Source organism: Pseudomonas sp. Irchel 3H7 (genome assembly GCF_900187605.1).
Classification (GTDB): Bacteria; Pseudomonadota; Gammaproteobacteria; order Pseudomonadales; family Pseudomonadaceae; genus Aquipseudomonas.
In genome coordinates this window covers 61,259-81,932 of the sequence record NZ_FYEA01000015.1, presented here as the reverse complement: position 1 = coordinate 81,932, position 20,674 = coordinate 61,259, and the positions used below count along the sequence as shown (strand labels likewise).

Annotated in this window: 19 protein-coding genes, 1 other RNA gene and 1 pseudogene; 11 read left to right on the top strand and 10 right to left on the bottom strand. The window is 58.2% G+C overall.

The window, feature by feature from the left end; genetic code table 11:
- Window position 1 precedes the first annotated feature (1 nt).
- On the bottom strand, window positions 2–568 hold the full coding sequence (gene grpE, locus CKW38_RS25840) for a nucleotide exchange factor GrpE (protein ID WP_007915219.1): 567 nt from the start codon (window positions 566–568) through the stop codon (window positions 2–4).
- Between the two features lie 241 nt (window positions 569–809).
- Between grpE and recN the strand changes: the two genes are divergently transcribed.
- Complete coding sequence (recN, locus tag CKW38_RS25835) at window positions 810–2,483, top strand: DNA repair protein RecN (protein ID WP_007915217.1); 1,674 nt, start codon at window positions 810–812, stop codon at window positions 2,481–2,483.
- A 75-nt stretch (window positions 2,484–2,558) separates the two neighbouring features.
- Here the strand turns inward: recN and fur are convergent, their stop codons facing one another.
- Window positions 2,559–2,963, bottom strand: a complete 405-nt coding sequence (fur, locus tag CKW38_RS25830; RefSeq protein WP_007915216.1) for a ferric iron uptake transcriptional regulator — start codon at window positions 2,961–2,963, stop codon at window positions 2,559–2,561.
- 97 nt (window positions 2,964–3,060) lie between these two features.
- On the opposite strand from fur, the gene CKW38_RS25825 reads away from it, so the two are divergent.
- On the top strand, window positions 3,061–3,588 hold the full coding sequence (locus CKW38_RS25825) for an outer membrane protein assembly factor BamE (protein WP_007915215.1): 528 nt from the start codon (window positions 3,061–3,063) through the stop codon (window positions 3,586–3,588).
- A 60-nt stretch (window positions 3,589–3,648) separates the two neighbouring features.
- On the opposite strand, the gene CKW38_RS25820 is transcribed toward CKW38_RS25825, so the two are convergent.
- From CKW38_RS25820 to CKW38_RS25810, 3 genes are read right to left on the bottom strand one after another with little or no spacing between them, the layout of a single operon-like run.
- Window positions 3,649–3,963: an RnfH family protein gene (locus CKW38_RS25820; protein WP_095114215.1), complete on the bottom strand. Its 315-nt coding sequence runs from the start codon at window positions 3,961–3,963 to the stop codon at window positions 3,649–3,651.
- Window positions 3,956–4,390, bottom strand: coding sequence for a type II toxin-antitoxin system RatA family toxin (locus CKW38_RS25815; protein ID WP_007915213.1), 435 nt, complete (start codon window positions 4,388–4,390; stop codon window positions 3,956–3,958). The genes CKW38_RS25820 and CKW38_RS25815 overlap by 8 nt, the downstream gene beginning before the upstream one ends.
- Before the next feature lie 7 nt (window positions 4,391–4,397).
- The gene (locus CKW38_RS25810) at window positions 4,398–5,801 is read right to left on the bottom strand and encodes a sodium-dependent transporter (protein WP_007915211.1); all 1,404 of its coding nucleotides are present in this window, start codon (window positions 5,799–5,801) and stop codon (window positions 4,398–4,400) included.
- 119 nt (window positions 5,802–5,920) lie between these two features.
- On the opposite strand from CKW38_RS25810, the gene smpB reads away from it, so the two are divergent.
- Window positions 5,921–6,403, top strand: coding sequence for an SsrA-binding protein SmpB (gene smpB, locus CKW38_RS25805; protein ID WP_007915208.1), 483 nt, complete (start codon window positions 5,921–5,923; stop codon window positions 6,401–6,403).
- 120 nt (window positions 6,404–6,523) lie between these two features.
- On the opposite strand, the gene CKW38_RS25800 is transcribed toward smpB, so the two are convergent.
- Window positions 6,524–7,291: an FCD domain-containing protein gene (locus CKW38_RS25800; RefSeq protein WP_095114214.1), complete on the bottom strand. Its 768-nt coding sequence runs from the start codon at window positions 7,289–7,291 to the stop codon at window positions 6,524–6,526.
- Window positions 7,292–7,553: 262 nt separating this feature from the next.
- On the opposite strand from CKW38_RS25800, the gene CKW38_RS25795 reads away from it, so the two are divergent.
- The 8 genes and pseudogenes from CKW38_RS25795 (at window position 7,554) to CKW38_RS25760 (ending at window position 17,489) form a co-directional block, all read left to right on the top strand.
- The gene (locus tag CKW38_RS25795) at window positions 7,554–9,248 is read left to right on the top strand and encodes a lactate permease LctP family transporter (RefSeq protein WP_007915204.1); all 1,695 of its coding nucleotides are present in this window, start codon (window positions 7,554–7,556) and stop codon (window positions 9,246–9,248) included.
- 150 nt (window positions 9,249–9,398) lie between these two features.
- Window positions 9,399–10,223 carry a (Fe-S)-binding protein gene (locus CKW38_RS25790; protein ID WP_095114213.1) on the top strand — a complete coding sequence of 275 codons (825 nt, stop codon included), beginning with the start codon at window positions 9,399–9,401 and terminating at the stop codon, window positions 10,221–10,223.
- A complete protein-coding gene (locus CKW38_RS25785; RefSeq protein ID WP_007915200.1) occupies window positions 10,220–11,674 on the top strand; it encodes a LutB/LldF family L-lactate oxidation iron-sulfur protein in 1,455 nt (484 codons plus the stop codon). Before CKW38_RS25790 ends, CKW38_RS25785 begins: the two co-directional genes overlap by 4 nt.
- The gene (locus CKW38_RS25780; protein WP_095114212.1) at window positions 11,674–12,345 is read left to right on the top strand and encodes a lactate utilization protein; all 672 of its coding nucleotides are present in this window, start codon (window positions 11,674–11,676) and stop codon (window positions 12,343–12,345) included. Before CKW38_RS25785 ends, CKW38_RS25780 begins: the two co-directional genes overlap by 1 nt.
- Window positions 12,342–15,152, top strand: a complete 2,811-nt coding sequence (locus tag CKW38_RS25775) for an FAD-binding and (Fe-S)-binding domain-containing protein (protein ID WP_095114211.1) — start codon at window positions 12,342–12,344, stop codon at window positions 15,150–15,152. Before CKW38_RS25780 ends, CKW38_RS25775 begins: the two co-directional genes overlap by 4 nt.
- A 130-nt stretch (window positions 15,153–15,282) precedes the next feature.
- On the top strand, window positions 15,283–15,561 hold the full coding sequence (locus CKW38_RS25770) for a hypothetical protein (protein ID WP_064387864.1): 279 nt from the start codon (window positions 15,283–15,285) through the stop codon (window positions 15,559–15,561).
- Window positions 15,562–15,657: 96 nt separating this feature from the next.
- Window positions 15,658–16,046, top strand: a transfer-messenger RNA (tmRNA) gene (gene ssrA / locus CKW38_RS25765).
- A 187-nt stretch (window positions 16,047–16,233) separates the two neighbouring features.
- Window positions 16,234–17,489 (top strand): annotated as a pseudogene (locus CKW38_RS25760) (integrase domain-containing protein).
- A gap of 167 nt (window positions 17,490–17,656) precedes the next feature.
- On the opposite strand, the gene CKW38_RS30475 reads toward CKW38_RS25760, so the two are convergent.
- The 4 genes from CKW38_RS30475 to CKW38_RS25740 are packed head-to-tail and all read right to left on the bottom strand — an operon-like array spanning window position 17,657 to window position 20,633.
- Complete coding sequence (locus CKW38_RS30475; protein WP_052965702.1) at window positions 17,657–17,926, bottom strand: hypothetical protein; 270 nt, start codon at window positions 17,924–17,926, stop codon at window positions 17,657–17,659.
- Complete coding sequence (locus tag CKW38_RS25750; protein ID WP_095114210.1) at window positions 17,923–18,903, bottom strand: integrase domain-containing protein; 981 nt, start codon at window positions 18,901–18,903, stop codon at window positions 17,923–17,925. The genes CKW38_RS30475 and CKW38_RS25750 overlap by 4 nt, the downstream gene beginning before the upstream one ends.
- Window positions 18,887–19,240, bottom strand: coding sequence for a hypothetical protein (locus CKW38_RS25745; protein WP_095114209.1), 354 nt, complete (start codon window positions 19,238–19,240; stop codon window positions 18,887–18,889). The genes CKW38_RS25750 and CKW38_RS25745 overlap by 17 nt, the downstream gene beginning before the upstream one ends.
- Window positions 19,224–20,633 (bottom strand): YfjI family protein, encoded by a 1,410-nt coding sequence (locus tag CKW38_RS25740; RefSeq protein WP_095114208.1) that lies wholly within the window; start codon window positions 20,631–20,633, stop codon window positions 19,224–19,226. The genes CKW38_RS25745 and CKW38_RS25740 overlap by 17 nt, the downstream gene beginning before the upstream one ends.
- Between the last annotated feature and the right edge of the window lie 41 nt (window positions 20,634–20,674).

Sequence of the window (20,674 nt, the reverse complement as noted above, 5' to 3'; positions counted from 1 at the left end):
TTCAAGCCTTCTCGTCAATCGAAGGCGAAATTGGCGCAGGCGCCTTGCTGACCACAACCATGGCCGGGCGCAACAGGCGACCGTTGAGTTGGTAGCCCTTCTGGAACACCTTCAGAACGCTGTTCGGTTCTACGTCGGCGCTTTCCTGCATGGCCATCGCCTGATGTTGAACGGCGTTGAACGGTTCGCCATGCGGATCGATCGCTTCCAACTGATAACGCTTGAGGGTGTCGTGGAACATTTTCAGCGTCAGCTCGATACCTTCGCGCATCGGGCGGATGCTTTCGTCGTCCGGGTTCGACAGCTCGAGGCCGCGCTCCAGGCTATCGACGATCGGCAGCAGGTCGCCGGCAAATTTTTCGAGGGCAAACTTGTGCGCCTTCTCGACGTCCTGTTCGGCACGGCGACGGACGTTCTGCAGATCGGCAGCAACACGCAGAGATTGATCCTGCGCGGCGGCCAATTGCTCTTCGAGCACTTGTACACGGGTCGCCAGGTCATCACCCGAACCTTCGGGCGCCTGATTGGCTTCTGGGTTTTGCGTATCTACTGTCTGTTCGTCAGCCATAGAATTCTCCTTTCAATTTCGTCCGCGAGCCTGACTCGCGCTTCTGCCCCGATATATGGGGCCGCAAAATCAGGCTTCAAGGGCCTGCAAACATTAACCCTACAAAAAAGTGTCGAATCTTCATTCCTCAATGCGCTAAGCAGATTTGACGTTCAAGCAAATCGAGCTAAGGACGGGCATTGTCAGCCTGAAACAAAACACTGTATAAATAACCAGACCTTTAGCTTGGGAGCGGCCTTTTATGCTGGTGCACCTGTCCGTACATAACTACGCCATCGTTGAACATCTCGATCTCGAACTTGATCGCGGGATGAGCGTGATCACGGGTGAAACCGGCGCCGGCAAGTCGATCATGCTCGACGCGCTGGGCCTGACTCTAGGTGATCGTGCCGACAGCGGCGTGGTTCGCCCCGGCGCCGACAAGGCCGACATCCTCGCGACCTTCGATCTGGCGGACATCCCTGAAGCCAGCGCATGGCTGGCCGAGCGCGACCTGGAAACGGATGGCCCGTGCATTCTGCGCCGGGTGATCACGTCGGAGGGTCGTTCGCGTGGCTACATCAACGGCACCCCTTGCCCACTCGGCGACCTCAAGTCGCTGGGCGAGTTGTTGATCGATATCCACAGCCAGCATGAACACCAGTCCCTGCTGAAAACCGATACTCATCGACGCCTGCTGGACGAGTACGCCGGCGCTACCGACCTGGCGCGCCAGGTTCAGCTCGCAGCCCAGCGCTGGCGTCAGACTCGTCAGGAGCTGGAGCGTCTCTCCAATTCCGGCGACGAACAACGCGCGCGCCACCAATTGCTGAGCTATCAACTCGAAGAGCTGGAAAATCTCGGTCTCGGCGATAACGAACTTGAGCAACTGGAGCAGGAACACAAAAACCTGACCAACGCCGAGACGCTGCTGGGCATTTGCCGGCAAGTGGTCGAGCAATGCAGCGAAAGCGATTCTGGCAATGTATTGAATGCACTGACCGCCAGCCTCAACCGCCTGTCGAGCGTGAATAACTCCGTCGGCGCACTGGGCGAAGCCAGCAGCCTGCTGACCAGTGCGCAGATCCAGGTCGAAGAGGCCGTTGGCGAACTCAATCGCTTCCTCGATAACTTCGATGCCGATCCGGCACGCCTGCAATATCTGGAAGAACGCCTCGACGCGATCTACACCCTGGCGCGCAAGCACCGGATCCAGCCGACCGAAGTGGGTGAGATGCAGCAGAAGTTGCTGGATGAAATCGAAACCCTCAACGCCAATGATGAATCCATCGAGCGCCTCGGTGAAGAGCTGGCCTCCTATGCCCGCCACTATCAAGAGAAGGCACGGGAACTGAGCGATTTGCGGCATCAGGCTGCCGGCAGTCTCGCCAGCGCGGTTGAGCAGGAGATTCAGCGACTGGGCATGCCTGGCGGCCGATTCACTATCGAATTGAAGGCTAACAGCAGCGATGAGTTGCTGCCCAACGGGCTGGAACAGGTCGAATTGCTGGTCAGCGCCAACCCGGGCCAGCCGCTGAAGGCACTGGCAAAAGTCGCTTCCGGTGGTGAGCTGTCACGGATCAGCCTGGCAATTCAGGTGATCACCGCACAGACCTCCCGCGTTCCGACACTGGTGTTCGACGAAGTGGACGTCGGCATCGGCGGCCCGACGGCTGAAATTGTCGGCCAACTGTTGCGCCGTCTCGGCGATCGCGGCCAGGTATTGACCGTGACGCACTTGCCACAAGTAGCAGCGCAGGGTCATCAGCATCTGTTCGTGCACAAGGTGCGCGGTGAAGAGGCAACGCACACCGCCGTCTCCAAACTGAGCAAGAACGACCGTATAGAAGAAGTGGCGCGCATGCTCGGCGGCATCGATCTGACCAAAGAGTCCTTGGCTCACGCGAAAAAAATGGTCGTTACCGCCAAGGTTTAGGAACGACAGAAAGCACGAAGGCGACCCTTGGGTCGCCTTCGTTCGTTTCGCGAATGTGAAATTCGCGCGACATGCTTACTTTTTCTTGCGGATGTACAGCACCAGATTGTGATCCACCAACTCGACACCGTGCTCCTCGGCAATTGCCTTCTGGAGCTTTTCGATTTCCGGGCTGACGAATTCGACAACCTCACCGGTTTCCACGTTAACCATGTGGTCGTGGTGACCACTGTCGGCCAACTCAAAAACCGCGTGGCCGCCGTCGAAGTTGTGACGGACCACGAGGCCAGCCGCTTCGAACTGGGTCAGAACACGGTAAACCGTGGCCAGACCGACGTCCTCGCCAGCTTCCATCAACGCCTTGTAGACGTCCTCGGCGCTCATGTGACGCTGCTCTGTAGAGTCGAGCATTTGCAGGATCTTGACCCGTGGCAGGGTCACTTTAAGGCCGGCTTTGCGTAGTTCGCTATTTTCAACCATGGTCAGCTTTCTCGCGATGCTGCTTCGCAGCTTCTCTTAATGCGGGTATGATCGGCGTTTACGTTGTCCCAGCCAAGATAGTGGAAGTCGCCCACCGATGCAAAACACCAAGCTCTTGCTAACCAGTTTCACCTTTGTGGGACTGCTCGCACTCGCCGGTTGTTCATTCCCCGGGGTTTACAAAATCGACATCCAGCAGGGCAATGTCGTCACGCAGGACATGATAGACCAGTTACGCCCGGGAATGACCCGGCCGCAAGTACGGTTTATCATGGGTAACCCTCTGCTTGTCGACACGTTCCATGCCGATCGCTGGGATTATCTGTACAGCCTGCAACCGGGTGGCGGTGAACGCCAACAGGAACGCATCAGCGTTATTTTCAACTCAAACGACCAGCTTGTCAGCCTGTCCGGTGACTTTATGCCGGGCGTAAGCCGTGACGAAGCCATTCTCGGCAAGGACAGTGGCACTACGGTGACCGCTCCTGCTGAAAACGCCGAGAAGCCAACACCGGAAAAACCGGTCAAGCCAGGTTCCTTGCTGGATCAGATCCAGAAGGACGTCGATGGGGTAGAAACCGTTCCGGTTCCAACACCAGAGCCGCTGGACACCTCGCCGCAATAATTTGCGACGCAATAAAAAACCCGGAAATTCCGGGTTTTTTATTGCCTGCAATTTGTCTTTTTACGCGTTTCGAGCCTTGGCTTCCGCAGCCTTGGCAGCACGCAAACGTCGAACTTCTTTGGGGTCGGCAAGCAATGGGCGGTAAATCTCGATGCGATCTCCCGCCTGAATTACCCGCGTATCCGGATCAGCCACTACTTTGCCGAAGATACCCAACGGGCACTCCGCCAGATTCAGCTCAGGGAATTCGCTACCGATACCTGACGCCAGAACCGCATCGCGAACCGTCGCGCCCTCGTTCACGCTGACAGTGCGTAAAACCTGACGGTCCACGGCGGCGTAAACGACCTCTATCTCAATCACCGGCTCAACCATGCATCTGCTTGGCGCGCTGACAGAACGCGTCCACCAGCGTGTTGGCAGCCTGATTGAACAGCGGCCCCAACGTCGCGCGTACCAGTGGCCCGGCGTAATCGAACGAAAGATCCAGACTGATCTTGCAGGCCTTCTCATTCAAGGCCTTGAACACCCAGACGCCGTGCAATTGATTGAACGGACCTTCTTCCAGGTTCATCTCGATCGACTGCCCCGGCACCAGCGTATTACGCGTCACGAAATGCTGGCTGAGACCGCCCTTGGCCACGCCAACGCTGGCGCGCATATGCTCCGGCGAACTTTCCAGCACTTCAGCGGCTGAGCACCACGGCAAAAATTCCGGGTAACGCGCCACGTCGTTGACCAGGTCGTAGAGGAATTGCGCCGGGTACGGCAGTAATGCCGATCGTTGAATATGTGTCGTCATGTGAGCGTTACTTCCAGAGCTGAGCGGCAAACACTACAAGAATGCCGATGGGCGCCACGTAGCGCATCAAAAACAAAGACAGGGCGAACAGTGCCGGATTGCGGATCGACAACTCGTCGCGTACCGCTTCACGCCCCATCACCCATCCGGCAAACAGCACAAAACACAGGCCACCGAGCGGCAACATGATCCGCGAGGTGAAGAAATCGATCACGCCAAAGAAGTCCAGACCGCTCTGCGCACCCCATTGGTAGAGGTGGAACATCCCGCCTTCGTTCACGAAAAATTTGGCTTCCTTCCAGATATTAAAGGAGAACACCGTGCCCAGACCGACGAACCAGCAGATGAACGCCAGCCAGAACGTCACCCACGCGCGACTGACTTTCGTGCGCTCAACCAAATAGGCAACCATCGGCTCCAGAAGCGAAATCGCCGAACTCCAGGCCGCAATCGCCACCAGCACAAAGAACACCACGCCCATCAGTTGCCCGAAAGCCACGTTACCAAAGGCAAATGGCAGGCTGACGAACATCAGGCCCGGGCCTTCGCTTGGGTTCAGGCCGCCGGCAAACACAATCGGGAACAGAGCTAGACCGGCGACCAGCGAAACAAAGGTATCGAGCAGGGCCACACCGACAACCGTGCCGGACAACGACGAACTCTTCGGCATGTAAGCGCCGTAGATCATGATCGAACCGACACCGACGCTCAGCGAGAAGAACGCATGCCCCATCGCTGGTAACAAGCCGTCGAGGACTTTTTCCGGGTGGAAATCGAACATGAAATGCACGCCTTCCATGAAATGCCCGGTGGTCATGCTGTAACCCAGCAACACCAGAATCATCACGAACAGCAGCGGCATCATGATGCGCAGGCTGCGCTCAAGCCCGGCGACCACGCCTTTGGCGATGACGAAGGCCGACAGCAGCATGAAAATCGTGTGCCAAAGTGTCAGGCGCCATGGATTGGAGATGACATTGCCGAAATAAGCGCCGACCTGGTCGGCCGTTGCGCCCTGGAAGTCGCCACGGCCCATGTCGACGATGTAGTCCAGCGACCAGCCGCCGACCACACTGTAGAAAGACAAGATCAGCAATGCCGTGATCATCCCGGCAAATGCCCCCCACGACCACTTGCCCGAGTGCCCGGCTTCCAGCGCCAGCACCTTCAAGGCGTTCGCCGGACTTTGCCGGGCGCGCCGGCCGATCAGGGTTTCAGCGAGCATGACCGGGATGCCGATCAGTGCGATGCACGCCAGAAACATCAGCACAAAGGCGCCGCCGCCGTAGACCCCGACCATGTAGGGGAACTTCCAGATGCTACCCAGTCCCACGGCCGAACCGGTCGCGGCGAGTATGAAAACCCAGCGGCTAGCCCAACTGCCGTGGACAGAAACCTTGTCTGTCGACATCGTTTATCACGCCCAAGCGTTAGAAAAAGAGGCCGCATTGTCCGGGATTCACTCAACCTGCTCAAGCACGCAGCATCACCGTAGCCGACAGCCGTTTATCTCCATATAATGCCGCCCCTATGGCTAAACAGAAGAAACACCCAACAGGGACCATCGCGCAGAACAAAAAGGCGCGACACGATTACTTCATCGAACACAAGTTCGAGGCTGGTCTGGTCCTGGCCGGCTGGGAAGTAAAAAGTCTGCGGGCAAGCAAGCTACAGCTGGTCGACAGCTATGTGCTGCTCAAGGATGGCGAAGCGTGGTTGCTCGGCAGCCACATCACGCCTCTGATGACCGCAAGCACCCACGTCATCGCCGACCCGGTGCGCACGCGCAAATTGCTGCTCAACCGCCGCGAGCTGGAAAAACTCGCCGCCGCTGTGCAGCAAAAGGGTTACGCCTGCGTCTGCCTGTCCTGGTACTGGAGCAAGCACATGGTCAAGTGCGAAATTGCTCTGGGCAAGGGCAAGAAGGAATACGACAAGCGTGATACCGAGCGCGAGCGCGATGCCGGTCGTGAACTGCAGCGTGCGGTGCGCAATAAGGGCAAGGAAGACTGATCTTCCGACCTTGAAAGCAAAGATCGTCCGATCGCGGCCCGAGCCTTCGGCAGCTCCTACACTGGGATTCGCATTTCCCTGTAGGAGTTGCCGCAGGCTGCGATCTTTTGCTTTAAAGAATCACATCCCCTTGCGCCGCTCCGCCCGAGCCATGCGCTGAACCTCCTGCCGCACCTCTTCCAGCACTTCCTGCACATACAAAATATGTCGACTGGAGACTTCCCGTGCCTGATCCGCGCGACCTTCAATAATCGCCAGATACAATTCCCGATGTTGAGTGATCAGCATGTCGCGGGTTTCCGTGCGCTGCTTGTACATGCCGCCGATGTTGGTAACCACGTTGCGCTTGAGCAGATCGAACAGCCCGCGAATGGTGTGCAGCAACACCGCGTTATGGCTGGCTTCGGCAATTGCCAGATGAAATTTCGCATCCGCCGCGCCCTCCTCCGCCCGGCTGACTTCATCGTGGCGCGAGTAGCAATCCTGCAACTCTTCGAAGGCTGCGGTGAGCCTTTCACGATCAACATCAGTTGCGCGCAATGCCGCGTAATAGGCGCACGATGCCTCCAGAGTGTGCCGAAACTCGAGCAAATCACGCTGTGCTTCGGGGTTGCTTTCAAGCAGTTGCAACAGCGGATCGCTGAACGTCGACCCGAGGCTTTCCACTACATAATTGCCGCCGCCCTGGCGACTGACCAGCAGCCCTTTCGCCGCCAGTTTCTGAATCGCTTCACGCAGAGATGGCCGTGATACGCCAAATTGTTCGGCCAGCGTGCGCTCCGCCGGCAGCCGTTCGCCGGACTTCAGCGTGCCCTCAAGGATCATCCCCTCAAGTCGCTCGACAATATCGTCAGACAAACGGCGCTGACGTATCTGATCAAACCCCATAACTCATTTCTCCACGATCCCGACCGCTCGCCGGGCTCTCTATTCTGGCCTATCGGCGCCTTCTCGACACCTACCAGACGCCAGTTGCCGAAACCGGATCAGATGCGATCTGCACCGCTTGTTCGACAAAAGTTTTAGGGCGGCAAATTGACACACCGCCATCAAGGCTTTTACCCTAGCCAACAGCGATTGTAAATTGGTCTTACCAATTATCCAAGAACGCTGACAGTGCCTGACCAACAACAATTAGGGGCCACCCCATATGCAAACCTGGCAACAGCTCTACAGCCCGCTCGGCAGTCTCGGCGTGTCCGCACTTGCGGCCGTCATTCCCATCGTTTTCTTCTTCCTCGCGCTGGCGGTGTTCCGCCTCAAAGGCCATGTGGCCGGGAGCATCACCCTCGCCCTGTCGATTGCCGTAGCAATCTTCGCGTTCCAAATGCCGGTCGACATGGCCTTTGCCGCCGCCGGGTATGGCTTTGCCTACGGTCTGTGGCCGATTGCCTGGATCATTGTCGCAGCGGTATTCCTCTACAAACTGACAGTGAAAAGTGGTCAGTTCGAGGTCATTCGCAGTTCGGTGTTATCGATTACTGACGACCAGCGCCTGCAAGTGCTGCTGATCGGTTTCTGCTTCGGTGCGTTCCTGGAAGGTGCCGCCGGTTTCGGCGCGCCCGTGGCGATTACTGCCGCGCTGCTGGTCGGCCTGGGCTTCAACCCGCTGTACGCCGCCGGCCTGTGCCTGATTGCCAACACCGCGCCGGTGGCGTTCGGCGCCTTGGGGATTCCGATCATTGTTGCCGGCCAAGTCACCGGCATCGACGCGTTCAAGATCGGCGCCATGACCGGTCGCCAACTGCCGCTGCTGTCGCTGTTCGTGCCGTTCTGGCTGGTATTCATGATGGACGGCCTGCGCGGCGTGCGTGAAACCTGGCCGGCTGCATTGGTCGCGGGCCTGAGCTTCGCCGTCACTCAGTACTTCACGTCCAACTTCATCGGCCCAGAGCTGCCGGACATCACTTCGGCACTGGCCAGCCTGATCTCGCTGACCCTGTTCCTGAAAGTCTGGCAGCCGAAACGCGCCGCCGGCCAACACATCGCCGGTGCCGTTTCCGCCTCGGTGGTGACTGCCAGCGTCGGCGGTTTCGGTCAAAAGCGCACTACCGTGGCGTCGCCTTACAGCCTCGGAGAAATTTTCAAAGCCTGGTCGCCGTTCCTGATTCTCACTGTGCTGGTGACCATCTGGACACTGAAGCCCTTCAAAGCGATGTTCGCCGCCGGCGGCTCGATGTACAGCTGGGTGTTCAACTTCGCGATCCCGCATCTTGACCAACTGGTGATCAAAACCGCACCGATCGTGGCTGCTCCAACAGCAATCCCCGCGGTGTTCAAACTCGACCCGATTTCCGCGACCGGCACGGCAATTTTCTTCTCCGCGCTGATCTCGATGCTGGTACTGAAGATCAATTTCAAAACTGGTCTTACCACTTTTAAAGAAACCTTCTACGAACTGCGCTGGCCAATCCTGTCGATCGGCATGGTGCTGGCGTTCGCCTTCGTCACCAACTACTCCGGCATGTCTTCGACCATGGCCCTGGTATTGGCCGGAACCGGCGCTGCGTTCCCATTCTTCTCGCCGTTCCTGGGCTGGCTCGGCGTGTTCCTCACCGGCTCGGATACTTCGTCCAACGCCCTGTTCAGTTCGCTGCAAGCGACCACCGCACACCAGATCGGCGTCAACGACACCCTGCTGGTGGCGGCGAACACCAGCGGCGGCGTGACCGGCAAGATGATCTCGCCACAATCGATCGCCGTGGCCTGCGCCGCGACCGGGCTGGTGGGCAAGGAATCGGATCTGTTCCGCTTCACTCTCAAGCACAGCCTATTCTTTGCAACGATTGTCGGTCTGATCACCTTGGCTCAGGCTTACTGGTTCACCGGCATGCTGGTGCACTAAACCTACAAGAAACACAGAAAAAACCGACGCCGGTTCGTGATGCCGGCGTCAGCAATTCACAACCCGGTCTGTAAGGCTGCTGAAAGCAACGCTCTCTATATTCAGCAGCCTCAGCGGACGGATAACCGGGACCACCCGGAGACACGCCTGATGAGCGAGCTTTTTTATAACGCCGTGCCAAACGCGACCCGCGTGGCACCGCCACTGCCCGAACCTCGGCAATATCCCAGCGAGAAACCGTCGCGGGTCTACCTGTTTGGCACGTGCGTGGTCGACCTGTTCTACCCCGAAGCCGGGATGGACGCGATCCACTTGCTGGAGCGTGAAGGGATCCGGGTCGAGTATCCGCAAGGGCAGAGTTGCTGCGGCCAGCCGGCCTACACCTCGGGTTACACCGAGCAGGCACGGACGGTAGCGCGCTCGCAACTGGCGCTGTTTGCCGGAGATTATCCGGTGGTGGTGCCGTCGGGTTCCTGCGCCGGCATGCTGCGCGAGCATTACGCCGACTTGTTCAAGGACGAGCCGGAGACGTTAAAACAGGTTCAGGCCCTCGCGGCCCGCACCTATGAACTGGCCGAATTTCTGCTGTTCGTCTGCAAGGTGCAGCTCAAGGACAGCGGCGAACCGGTCAAAGTCGCGCTGCACACTTCGTGTTCGGCACGTCGCGAAATGAACACCCACCTGCACGGTCGCGAGTTGTTGGCGCAGTTGAGCAACGTGGAACGGGTCAACCACGACCACGAAAGCGAATGCTGTGGCTTCGGTGGGACATTCAGCGTCCGTATGCCAGACATTTCCGGCGCGATGGTGGCTGACAAAACCAGAGCGTTGAAGGATTCCGGCGCGCACAAGGTGTTGAGCGCCGACTGTGGCTGTTTGATGAACATCAACGGCGCATTGGAGAAACAAAAAGAAGCGCTACGCGGGCAACATCTCGCCAGCTTCTTGTGGCAACGAACCGGAGGTGCGCAATGAGCACTTCCGCGATTATCCCTACGGTCGCCGTAGAAGAAGATTTCCGCACCCGGGCACACAATGCCTTGGGTGATCAGCAGCTGCGGAACAACTTCCGCACTGCCATGGACTCACTGATGGTCAAGCGGGCAGCCGCTTTCAGTGATGCCCACGAAAGAGAACATTTGCGCGCACTGGGCAATTCGATCAAGGCCCGCGCGCTCTCCAAGCTGCCCGACCTGCTCGAGCAACTGGAACAGAACCTGACCCGCAACGGTGTGACAGTGCACTGGGCGGAAACGGTGGACGAGGCCAATGGCATCGTCTTATCGATCATCCGCGCTCACGAGGCGCGGCAAGTGATCAAGGGCAAATCGATGGTCAGCGAAGAGATGGAGATGAACCATTTCCTCGAGGCTCGGGACATTGAATGTCTGGAGTCCGACATGGGGGAGTACATCGTCCAGCTCGACCACGAGAAGCCTTCACACATCATTATGCCGGCGATCCACAAGAATGCCGGTCAGGTCGCGTCCTTGTTCCACGACAAACTTGGCGTGGAATACACCAAGGACGTTGACCAACTCATTCAGATCGGTCGCAGAGTCCTGCGGCAGAAATTCTTCGAAGCGGACATCGGCGTCTCCGGTGTCAACTTCGCCGTCGCCGAGACCGGCACCCTGCTGCTGGTGGAAAACGAAGGCAACGGGCGCATGACCACCACCGTGCCGCCGGTGCACATCGCCGTCACCGGCATCGAAAAAGTCGTGGAAAACCTGCGTGACGTGGTGCCGCTGCTGTCACTGTTGACGCGTTCGGCGCTGGGTATTCCGATCACCACTTACGTCAACATGATCTCCGGCCCGCGCAAGGAACACGAACTCGACGGCCCGCAGGAAGTGCATCTGGTGCTGCTCGACAACGGTCGCAGCCAGGCGTTTGCCGACAGTGAATTGCGTCAGACGTTGAACTGCATCCGCTGCGGCGCCTGCATGAACCATTGCCCGGTCTACACCCGCGTCGGTGGCCACACCTATGGCGAGGTGTATCCCGGGCCGATCGGCAAAATCATCACCCCGCACATGGTTGGCTTGGCCAAGGTTCCGGATCACCCGAGTGCCTCTTCGCTGTGCGGTGCCTGCGGTGAAGTCTGCCCGGTAAAAATTCCGATTCCGGCGATCCTGCGGCGTCTGCGCGAAGAGAACGTCAAAGCCCCGGACAGCCCGAATCAAGTGATGCGCGGTCAGGGCAGCAAATATTCGCGCAAAGAACGCTTCATCTGGAACGCCTGGGCCAGGCTCAACAGCTCTCCAACGCTGTATCGATTGTTCGGTTTCTTCGCCACGCGCCTGCGTGCCCTGACCCCGAGTAACGTCGGCCCGTGGACGCAAAACCACAGCGCGCCGAAACCTGCCGCTCGCTCACTGCACGACATGGCCCGCGAGCATCTGGCCAAACAGGGAGATCGCTGATGAGCGCCAAGCAAAATATCCTCGGCAAACTGCGGAAAAGTCTGACGGGGACCACACCTATTGCCGACGACTTCGACGTCGATCTAGTGACGCAGCCTTACACCTACAGCGCCGAACAACGCATTCCGCAACTGCGCAAATTGATGGAAGCAGTGCACACCGAAATCCACCTGACCTCGGGCGAAGCATGGCCGGCGTTGCTTGCGCAATTACTGCGCGACCGTCAGTTGCCGAGCCTGTTGATTGCACCGACTACCGCGCACGGGCAGAAAATCACACAGCACTGGGCGAACAATCCTGATCTGCCAGCACTGAAATCCTACGACCGGCCGATGGAAGAGTGGAAAGCCGAGCTGTTCAACGACACTCCGGCGAGTCTGACCGGCACCCTCGGCGCGATCGCCGCTACCGGCAGCTTGATCATGTGGCCGACCCGCGAAGAACCGCGTTTGATGAGTCTGGTGCCACCGGTGCATTTTGCCCTGCTCAAGGCCAGTGAAATCCGCGACAACTTTTATCAGGTGCAGCAGGAATTCGAATGGGCGCAGGGCATGCCGACCAACGCGTTGCTGGTGTCCGGCCCGTCGAAAACCGCCGACATTGAACAGGTGCTGGCCTACGGCGCCCACGGCCCGAAAGACTTGGTGGTGCTGATCCTGGAGGACCAATGACGCTTCCGGCTAATTTTCTGCGTGATGCGCAACAACTGATTCCGGCGGAGCGCCGCTTTGATGATCCGTTATCGACTCTGGCCTTCGGCACCGACGCCAGTTTTTATCGACTGATTCCGCAACTGGTAATCCGCGTCGAATCGGAGGACGAAGTCGTGGCCCTGCTGAAACTGGCTCAGCGCGACCATGTTCCAGTGACCTTCCGTGCAGCGGGCACCAGTCTCTCTGGTCAGGCGATCAGCGATTCCGTTTTGATCGTGCTTGGGGATAACTGGAACGCGCGCGAGATTCGTGGCCAAGGCACGCAAATCCGCCTGCAACCTGGTGTGATCGGCGCACAGGCCAACGCATGGCTCGCACCGTTTGGCCGCAAGATCGGCCCTGATCCGGCGTCGATCAACGCCTGTAAAATTGGCGGCATTGTTGCAAACAACGCCAGCGGCATGTGCTGCGGCACGGCGCAAAACACCTACCACACGCTGGCCGGGATTCGTCTGGTACTCGCCGATGGCACGCGACTCGATACCGAAGATGCTGCCAGTGTTACAGCGTTTCGCAGCAGTCACGGCGATCTGCTCGAACGCTTGGCGACATTGGGCCGCGAGACCCGTGCCAACGCCGGACTGGCTGCACGAATCCGCCACAAATACCGTCTGAAAAATACCACCGGCCTGTCACTCAACGCCTTGGTGGATTTCGACGAGCCTGTGGATATCTTGAGCCACTTGCTGGTCGGCTCCGAAGGCACCCTCGGTTTCATCAGCGCGGTGACTTACGACACGGTGATCGATCACCCGAACAAGGCGTCGGCGCTGATCGTCTTCCCGGATGTGGAGACCTGCTGCAACGCCGTCACCGTACTGAAGAGCCAACCGGTATCCGCCGTAGAACTGCTGGATCGCCGCAGTTTGCGTTCGGTGCAGGACAAACCGGGCATGCCTGCTTTCGTACAGCAGCTGTCGAACAATGCCTGCGCGTTGCTCATCGAATCCCGCGCCGCGTCTTCTACTTTGTTGCAGGAACAACTGGCGCAAATCATGGCGTCGCTCAGTAGCTTCCCGGTGGAAAAGCAGGTCGACTTCACCGAAGACCCAGCCGAGAACGCCAAGCTCTGGGCCATCCGCAAGGACACCTTCCCCGCCGTCGGCGCGGTGCGCAAAACCGGCACCACGGTGATCATCGAAGACGTGACCTTCCCGGTCGACCAGTTGGCAATCGGCGTGAATCGCTTGATCGAGTTGTTCGACAAACATGCCTACGACGAAGCGATCCTTTTCGGACACGCGCTGGAAGGCAATCTGCACTTCGTCTTCACCCAAGGCTTCAACAACCCGGAAGAAGTCGCGCGCTATCAAGCGTTCATGGACGACGTCGCGCAACTGGTCGCGGTGGAATTCGGTGGCTCGCTGAAAGCCGAACACGGCACCGGGCGCAACATGGCGCCGTTCGTGGAACTGGAATGGGGCAGCGACGCCTATCAACTGATGTGGCAGCTCAAACGTCTGCTCGACCCGAACGGGATTCTCAACCCGGACGTGGTGCTCAGCGAAGATCCACAGATCCATCTCAAGCATCTGAAACCGCTGCCGGCGGCCGACGAGATTGTCGATAAGTGCATCGAATGCGGTTTCTGCGAACCGGTCTGCCCATCTAAAGGACTGACCCTGAGTCCGCGCCAGCGTATTGTGATCTGGCGCGATATTCAGGCGAAAAAGCGTGCGGGCGTCGACACCACAGAATTGGAAAAAGCTTACGAATACCAAGGCATCGAAACCTGCGCCGCCACTGGTCTGTGCGCGCAACGTTGCCCCGTAGGAATTAATACCGGCGAGCTGGTGAAAAAGCTGCGTGGCCGACACGCTACGCATCAGAAAACCGCTGACTGGATTGAAGGAAATTTCGCCAAGACTCTGCAAGGCGCCCGTTTTACCCTGCACGTGGCCAACGGTGCGCGGATGATGCTTGGCGCACCGCGTCTGGCGAAACTTTCTGCAACCATTACGCGCCTGTCCAAGGGCCAAGTGCCGTTGTGGACGAATGCGATGCCGCAGCCAGAGAAGGCCATTCGCTTCAGCCCCAGCGTCTCAGACGAACGTCCGCGTGTGGTGTATCTCGCAGCGTGTGTCTCGCGAGTCATGGGTCCGGCGGCGGGTGATAAAGAGCAAATGTCGCTCTACGACAAAACCCGTGGACTGCTGGAAAAGGCCGGCTACCAAGTGGTCTTCCCGGACAATCTGGACAACCTTTGCTGCGGTCAGCCCTTCGCCTCCAAGGGCTACGCCGAACAGGCCGAGCACAAGCGTCAGGAGTTGATCAGCGCCCTGTTGCACGCCAGTCGCGGCGGACTCGATCCGATCTATTGCGACACAAGCCCATGCACGTTGCGACTGGTTCAGGACGTAGGAGAAACCCGTCTGGATCTGTACGACCCGGTGCGCTTCATCCGTACGCACCTTCTCGAACGACTGGACTTCACTCCGCAAGACGCACCGATCGCGGTACACGTGACCTGCAGCACGCAACATCTGGGCGAAAGCCAGGCGTTGATCGATCTGGCGCGCAAGTGCAGCAATAACGTGGTGATCCCGGAAGGCATTCATTGCTGCGGGTTTGCCGGCGACAAAGGCTTCACCACGCCGGAGCTGAACAGCCACTCGCTGCGCACGCTAAAGGATGCGGTGCAGCATTGCAGCGAGGGGATTTCCACCAGTCGCACCTGTGAGATCGGCCTGACGCAACACGGCGGAATTGACTACCACGGGCTGGTCTATCTGGTGGATCGCGTGACCCGGGCGAAGGCCTGTTGAAGAAAAATAGAACCCTTGAGTTCGACTGTAGTCCACAGAATAACCCCGGCTGATCGGGGTTTTTCTTCCATACGGTTGCCCGTCCTGACGGCCAGCGAAGTCTGGACCCACTCGGTTCAAGGAGATACACATGAAACGTTCTGTACTGTTAGGTCTGTTCGTTACTGCATCGATGATGGCGTCCACTTCGTTCGCCGCTGACAAGCCTGCTGACCTGTGTGATGCGAATATTCAGACCATTCAAAGTGGCAAGGCGCAGTTGTCTGCGAACCCAGAACTGAGCCAGCGCGCTGAAGCCAGTGTGACCAGAGCCCAGTCGCTCAAGGCCGAGGGCAAGATCGATGACTGTGTAGCGGAAACCTCGCAAACCATCGTAGAACTGCGCAAAGCCACCGGCACCAACAACTGATCAGCGTCCCGGCCAACCTTCGGGTTGGCCTTGCGGGCTGATTGGCGTACACTGCGCAGGCTTGTTGCTCAAACAGATGTACTGAGCAATGAGTTCGGGGCCGTTTAGGATTCGACGCCGGTTGCGAAACTTTAGGTGCATGCCGACTTGGTAACAGAAGTCGTAAATCCACTGTTGCAACTACTTATAGTTGCCAATGACGACCAATACGGTGTTGCTCTCGCTGCTTAATTGCAGCTGACAATGCTCCTGGTACCTTCGGGTCCAGCAATCATCAGGGGATGTCTGTAAACCCAAAATGATTGTCATATAGAACAGAATCGCCGTGCAGTACGTTGTGGACGAAGCGGCTAAAACTTACACAACTCGCCCAAAGCACCCTGCCCTTCGGGTCGCTGAGGGTTAACTTAATAGAAACGGCTACGCATGTAGTACCGACAGCGGAGTACTGGCGGACGGGGGTTCAAATCCCCCCGGCTCCACCAAATAATCATCTAAAGACGTCCACGGACGTCTTTTTTTGTGCCTGAAATCCAGTGAATACGGGGGTTTCAGGGCTGCGGGAGGCTTTCCAGGTTTTTTGAGTTCCAGGCGGCTTGGTATTCCCAATGGTATTCCCGGCTACCCGGCGCTAATCTTGGGAATACCAAAAGGTGTCATGGAGTACTTCTCATGTGCGCTCAAACCACCCGCCTCTCCGACCGCCAGCTCAAGGCAGTCAAACCGAAAGACAAGGATTACGTCCTCACGGATGGCGACGGGCTCCAGCTGCGAGTCAGGGTCAATCGCTCGATGCAGTGGAATTTCAACTACCGGCATCCCGTCACCAAGAATCGAATCAACATGGCACTCGGCTCTTATCCCGAGGTTTCTCTTGCGCAAGCGAGGAAGAAACCGTTGAGGCCAGAGAGCTGCTTGCACAGGGCATCGACCCAAAAGCTCAGCGCAATGAGCTGCAGGAAGCCAAACGAGCGGAAACGGAACACACCTTCGAGAACGTGGCCACCGCCTGGTTCGAGCTGAAGAAGGATTCCGTCACGCCGGCGTATGCCGAAGACATTTGGCGCTCCCTCACACTGCATGTTTTTCCGAGCATGAAATCAACGCCTCTCTCGGAAGTCAGCGCCCCAATGGTCATCAAGCTCCTTCGTCCGATTGAGGCCAAAGGCAGCCTCGAGACAGTTAAGCGAGTGAGCCAGCGCCTTAACGAGATCATGACCTACGGGGTCAATTCCGGAATGATCTTTGCCAACCCTCTCAGCGGCATTCGGGCCGTGTTCAAGAAACCTAAGAAAGAGAACATGGCAGCGCTACCACCAGATGAGCTTCCGGAGCTCATGATGGAAATCGCGAACGCCAGCATCAAGCGGACGACCCGCTGCCTGATCGAATGGCAGCTACACACTATGACCCGCCCTGCCGAAGCGGCGACTACCCGATGGGCAGACATCGACTTCGACAAACGCATCTGGACCATCCCTCCGGAGCGAATGAAAAAGCGTCGTCCCCACACAATCCCGCTGACCGAACATGCACTCTCATTATTGGAGACGCTTAAGTCCCATAGCGGCCACAGGGATTATGTGTTCCCGTCAGATAGAAACCCGCGCACCCACGCGAATAGCCAGACAGCCAACATGGCGTTGAAACGAATGGGCTTTCAGGACCGCTTAGTCAGCCACGGCATGCGCTCCATGGCCAGCACAATTCTGAACGAGCATGGATGGGATCCGGAGCTAATCGAAGTCGCGCTGGCGCATGTCGATAAAGACGAAGTTCGAAGCGCCTACAACCGAGCGGATTACATCGAACGCCGGCGTCCGATGATGGCCTGGTGGAGTGAACATATCCAGAAGGCGGCCACCGGCAGCCTGTCGGCATCGGCCATCAATCAAACCAGGGACCGCAACGTCGTACCGATACGCTGAGCATCCAAAGGTTGGCGACGCCGGCGACAATCCGTGTCGTGCAGCAGGGCGACAGAAGTGACGACTGTCGCTAAATCTCTGGCATGCCTGCGCTTCTTCGGCCAAGCCCCTGAGTATGGGAAGGCTCCGCATTCCCATACTCAGGGGCTCACGCTTAAAAGCGTCTATCAGACAACCACGAGTTGCGCCTTTCTACGGCGGATCAATCCTGCTGTTAACTCATAGTAATAGACGGTCGCTGGCGCTGAGCAACGCAGGTAGTGCTCCAAAAACCATCTCACATGTTTTTCCCTCCAAGACCAGGGAGTCGCGCAACCCCAGCGCTCACGAATCACCTCGTGCATCCTTTCTGCTTGCCTGATGTGCCGCTGTCGCGTGGCATGCGCACCTTTGACCACGGGGCTCAGAAACAACGCCATATCGAACTCGGACTTCATCGCCGGCCTCCGATGTAGGCACTCACCACATCGATGCGGTTATGTCCCAACTCATGACTGATCTGCTCGCGTGCACGTTGATCGAGCTCTCGATCCTCTCGATGACCACGACCGCCATTAACGGGTGCTGAGAAGCCAGTCAGTTGTTCATAGCGCTCACAGGCGTACGCCGCCCGCAGCTCATGAAAGCCTTTCAAACCATTTTCATGCAAGAGATCCCGTGCCGGCCGCACGACTGCCTGCATGAAGTCTTTGTAGCTTTCATCGGGTGCTAACAGGTTCCGACTACCTTTGGGTGAGGCCTCGCTGGCCCTGTCGAGGGCATCGCGGACTTGATCCGTGACCGCGATCCAACGCGCCGCTGATGCGCCTGACCTACCGCCTTTGGTGCCATCTTGAATATTGACCTTGCCCAGTTGCCGAGCCTCACGCTGGAGCCGGGGCAGGTCCGCCAAGATAGCCTCACGCAAGCGCATGCCGGTCTCCCGAGCGAGGAGCACAATGGCAGCCACCCTCGATTGCTGTCGCTCTGACAGCGTTTGCGCAATCAGTCTGACTTGCACACGGTCTTGGCCTTGCGGTGCATCGCTACGCACGCTTAAACGCTGTAGGCCTAGCGCCTTGCTCGGACTCGGAATTTTGACGTACTGATCACCGCGCAGCGCAGCCATGGTTCGGTTCACGCTGGACAGGCGGTTCTGCGCGGAGGCAATGCCGACGTTGCCCTGATCAACCTGCTCACGCACGTAAGTGGCGTACCGCATGAGGATGTCACGGTCGATCTGTCGCGCGTCATTCAGCCTCGGCCCTTCCTCGGATCGACACCAATTCACAAAGGCCTGCCACCGATCGCTATGGGCTTTGACAGTAGCAAAATGACCGTCGCCAAACAGATCTTTCAAGGCTTGCGGTCCGGCATAGCTGAGCTGGCGACCGAAGCCGAAATTGCGCCCCGCTCGCTTACCGACGCGAGCCATTTTTCTGCTCCTGATCGACTGCCACGAGCTCATGGAAAAGGGCTCGCCAGTTCGCACTCACGATAGCGAACTGGGACCAATCAGTCGGGCGAAAACACAGCGTGTTGTCGGTGACGTAAAGATGCGCGCCCTCCTCGTTCAACCGCTGAATGATGGCTGTCGTCGAGGTGATAGTTTTCCGGAGGGTGGCGACATCGGCGACAGCGGCGACAACCCTTGTCCTGCCTGGGCTTGAGCGTGGCGACAAAGTGGCGACACTACCGGCGACAAACCGCACTTTCGGCTCCTTTTGGCGCTGAGCCAGATGGTTGCGCAGTGCTTCATCGAGATTGAACATGGCGCACCTCAAAGGTGTGGCCGTCGGTAATCAACCAATGATGATCAAGCAACTCGACCAGCAGCTTGGCGGTATGACGACTACTCTTGCGGGCGAAGCGGGGACCATTGCGGTTCAACTCACGAATACTGAAATGCTTCCAATCCTTGACCTGCAGCCAGCGCAGCAGCCGGTCCGCCTCTTCCTTTACCCGGCACACAGGCTCTTGTTCGGTCAGACGCTGGATCTCGGTGAGGTAGTAGCCGACTAAAGCGGAGGCCCGTTGGATATGATCGACTTCCACGGCGCTGCTCTCCTCCACGACTGCCAGAATGCCGGCGATGCGCAGCAGGTTGTCGGCGGCCTTCGATCCGCTAGGCCGCACGCTGGCCAGCTCGCCAAACTCACTCAACTGGGCTTCGATGGCGTCATGCAAATCAATCCAGCGACGACGGGACAATGGACTGAGGTTCAACGGTGATAGCTGAAGAGCACCGTCAGCGGAAAGTGACCAAGGCTGATGAAACAGGGCCGAAAGTCGGTGGCGATAGCGCTTTAGGGCAGCGTCTTTGGACAAGTCGACGGCTTGGTAACTGCGCTGTCCGGCCAGGCTACTAGGCCAAGTCATCAGGCAGCGACCGAGAATGCCTTGCCCCTGCAGCAACGGGTCACTGAGTAACTGCATGGCCAAGTACGGTTGCAGCATCAGATGCAGGCTCAAGCGTCGGTCATAGGCTCGCAAGCTTTCACCAACCATGGAGCGCGCGCGATCTATCGGGCTGCCATCCCAGAGTGACGACAAGGTCGTGACCGCTTTCAAACGGTTATCCCGACTCATGGTGCTGCTGCCGAGGAATTGTCCACCCTCATCACAGAACAGACCCATGCTAGGCAGGTCATGACAGAGCCCCTTGATCAGGGCCTCGATAGTCGGGTCCGTGGTGATCAGTCTAGGGGCTGAGGGCTCCGCTTCGAGCGACATTCCGTTCGCGGGCTCAGGATCGCCAGGCTTGATACGCTGCGCCTGTCGCTGTGCGGCACGGTACCGGGCAAGTTGTTCGCGATAGCGCTGCCACTGCTCACGCTCCCATTGCCGTGCAGACAGTAATGCACATCGATCGGCCGCCGTTTTGCGATCGCCGGACGCGGCCACCGTGATCAGGTACAGCGACAGCGGATAACTGCGTCCGTCGAGATGTAAGCCCGCATGGCCTTGTGTGGCCAGCGCCGAGGCAGCCAACACCGATTGCGCGGCCAGTGCTTGGGGCACGCCGATGACCTCGGCCATGCGCTCAACCGCAGGCCCAAGAATCCCACCCAGTGCCTGCACCGGATAAGGCTGGGCCACGGGATTCGACTCAATCAGCGGTCGAGGTGGTTGTGGTAGTTCAAGCTTCGGATCTAACTGCTGCATGGGCCCTCTCCTCATTCATTGCTGGTTGTCCTCACGTAGTC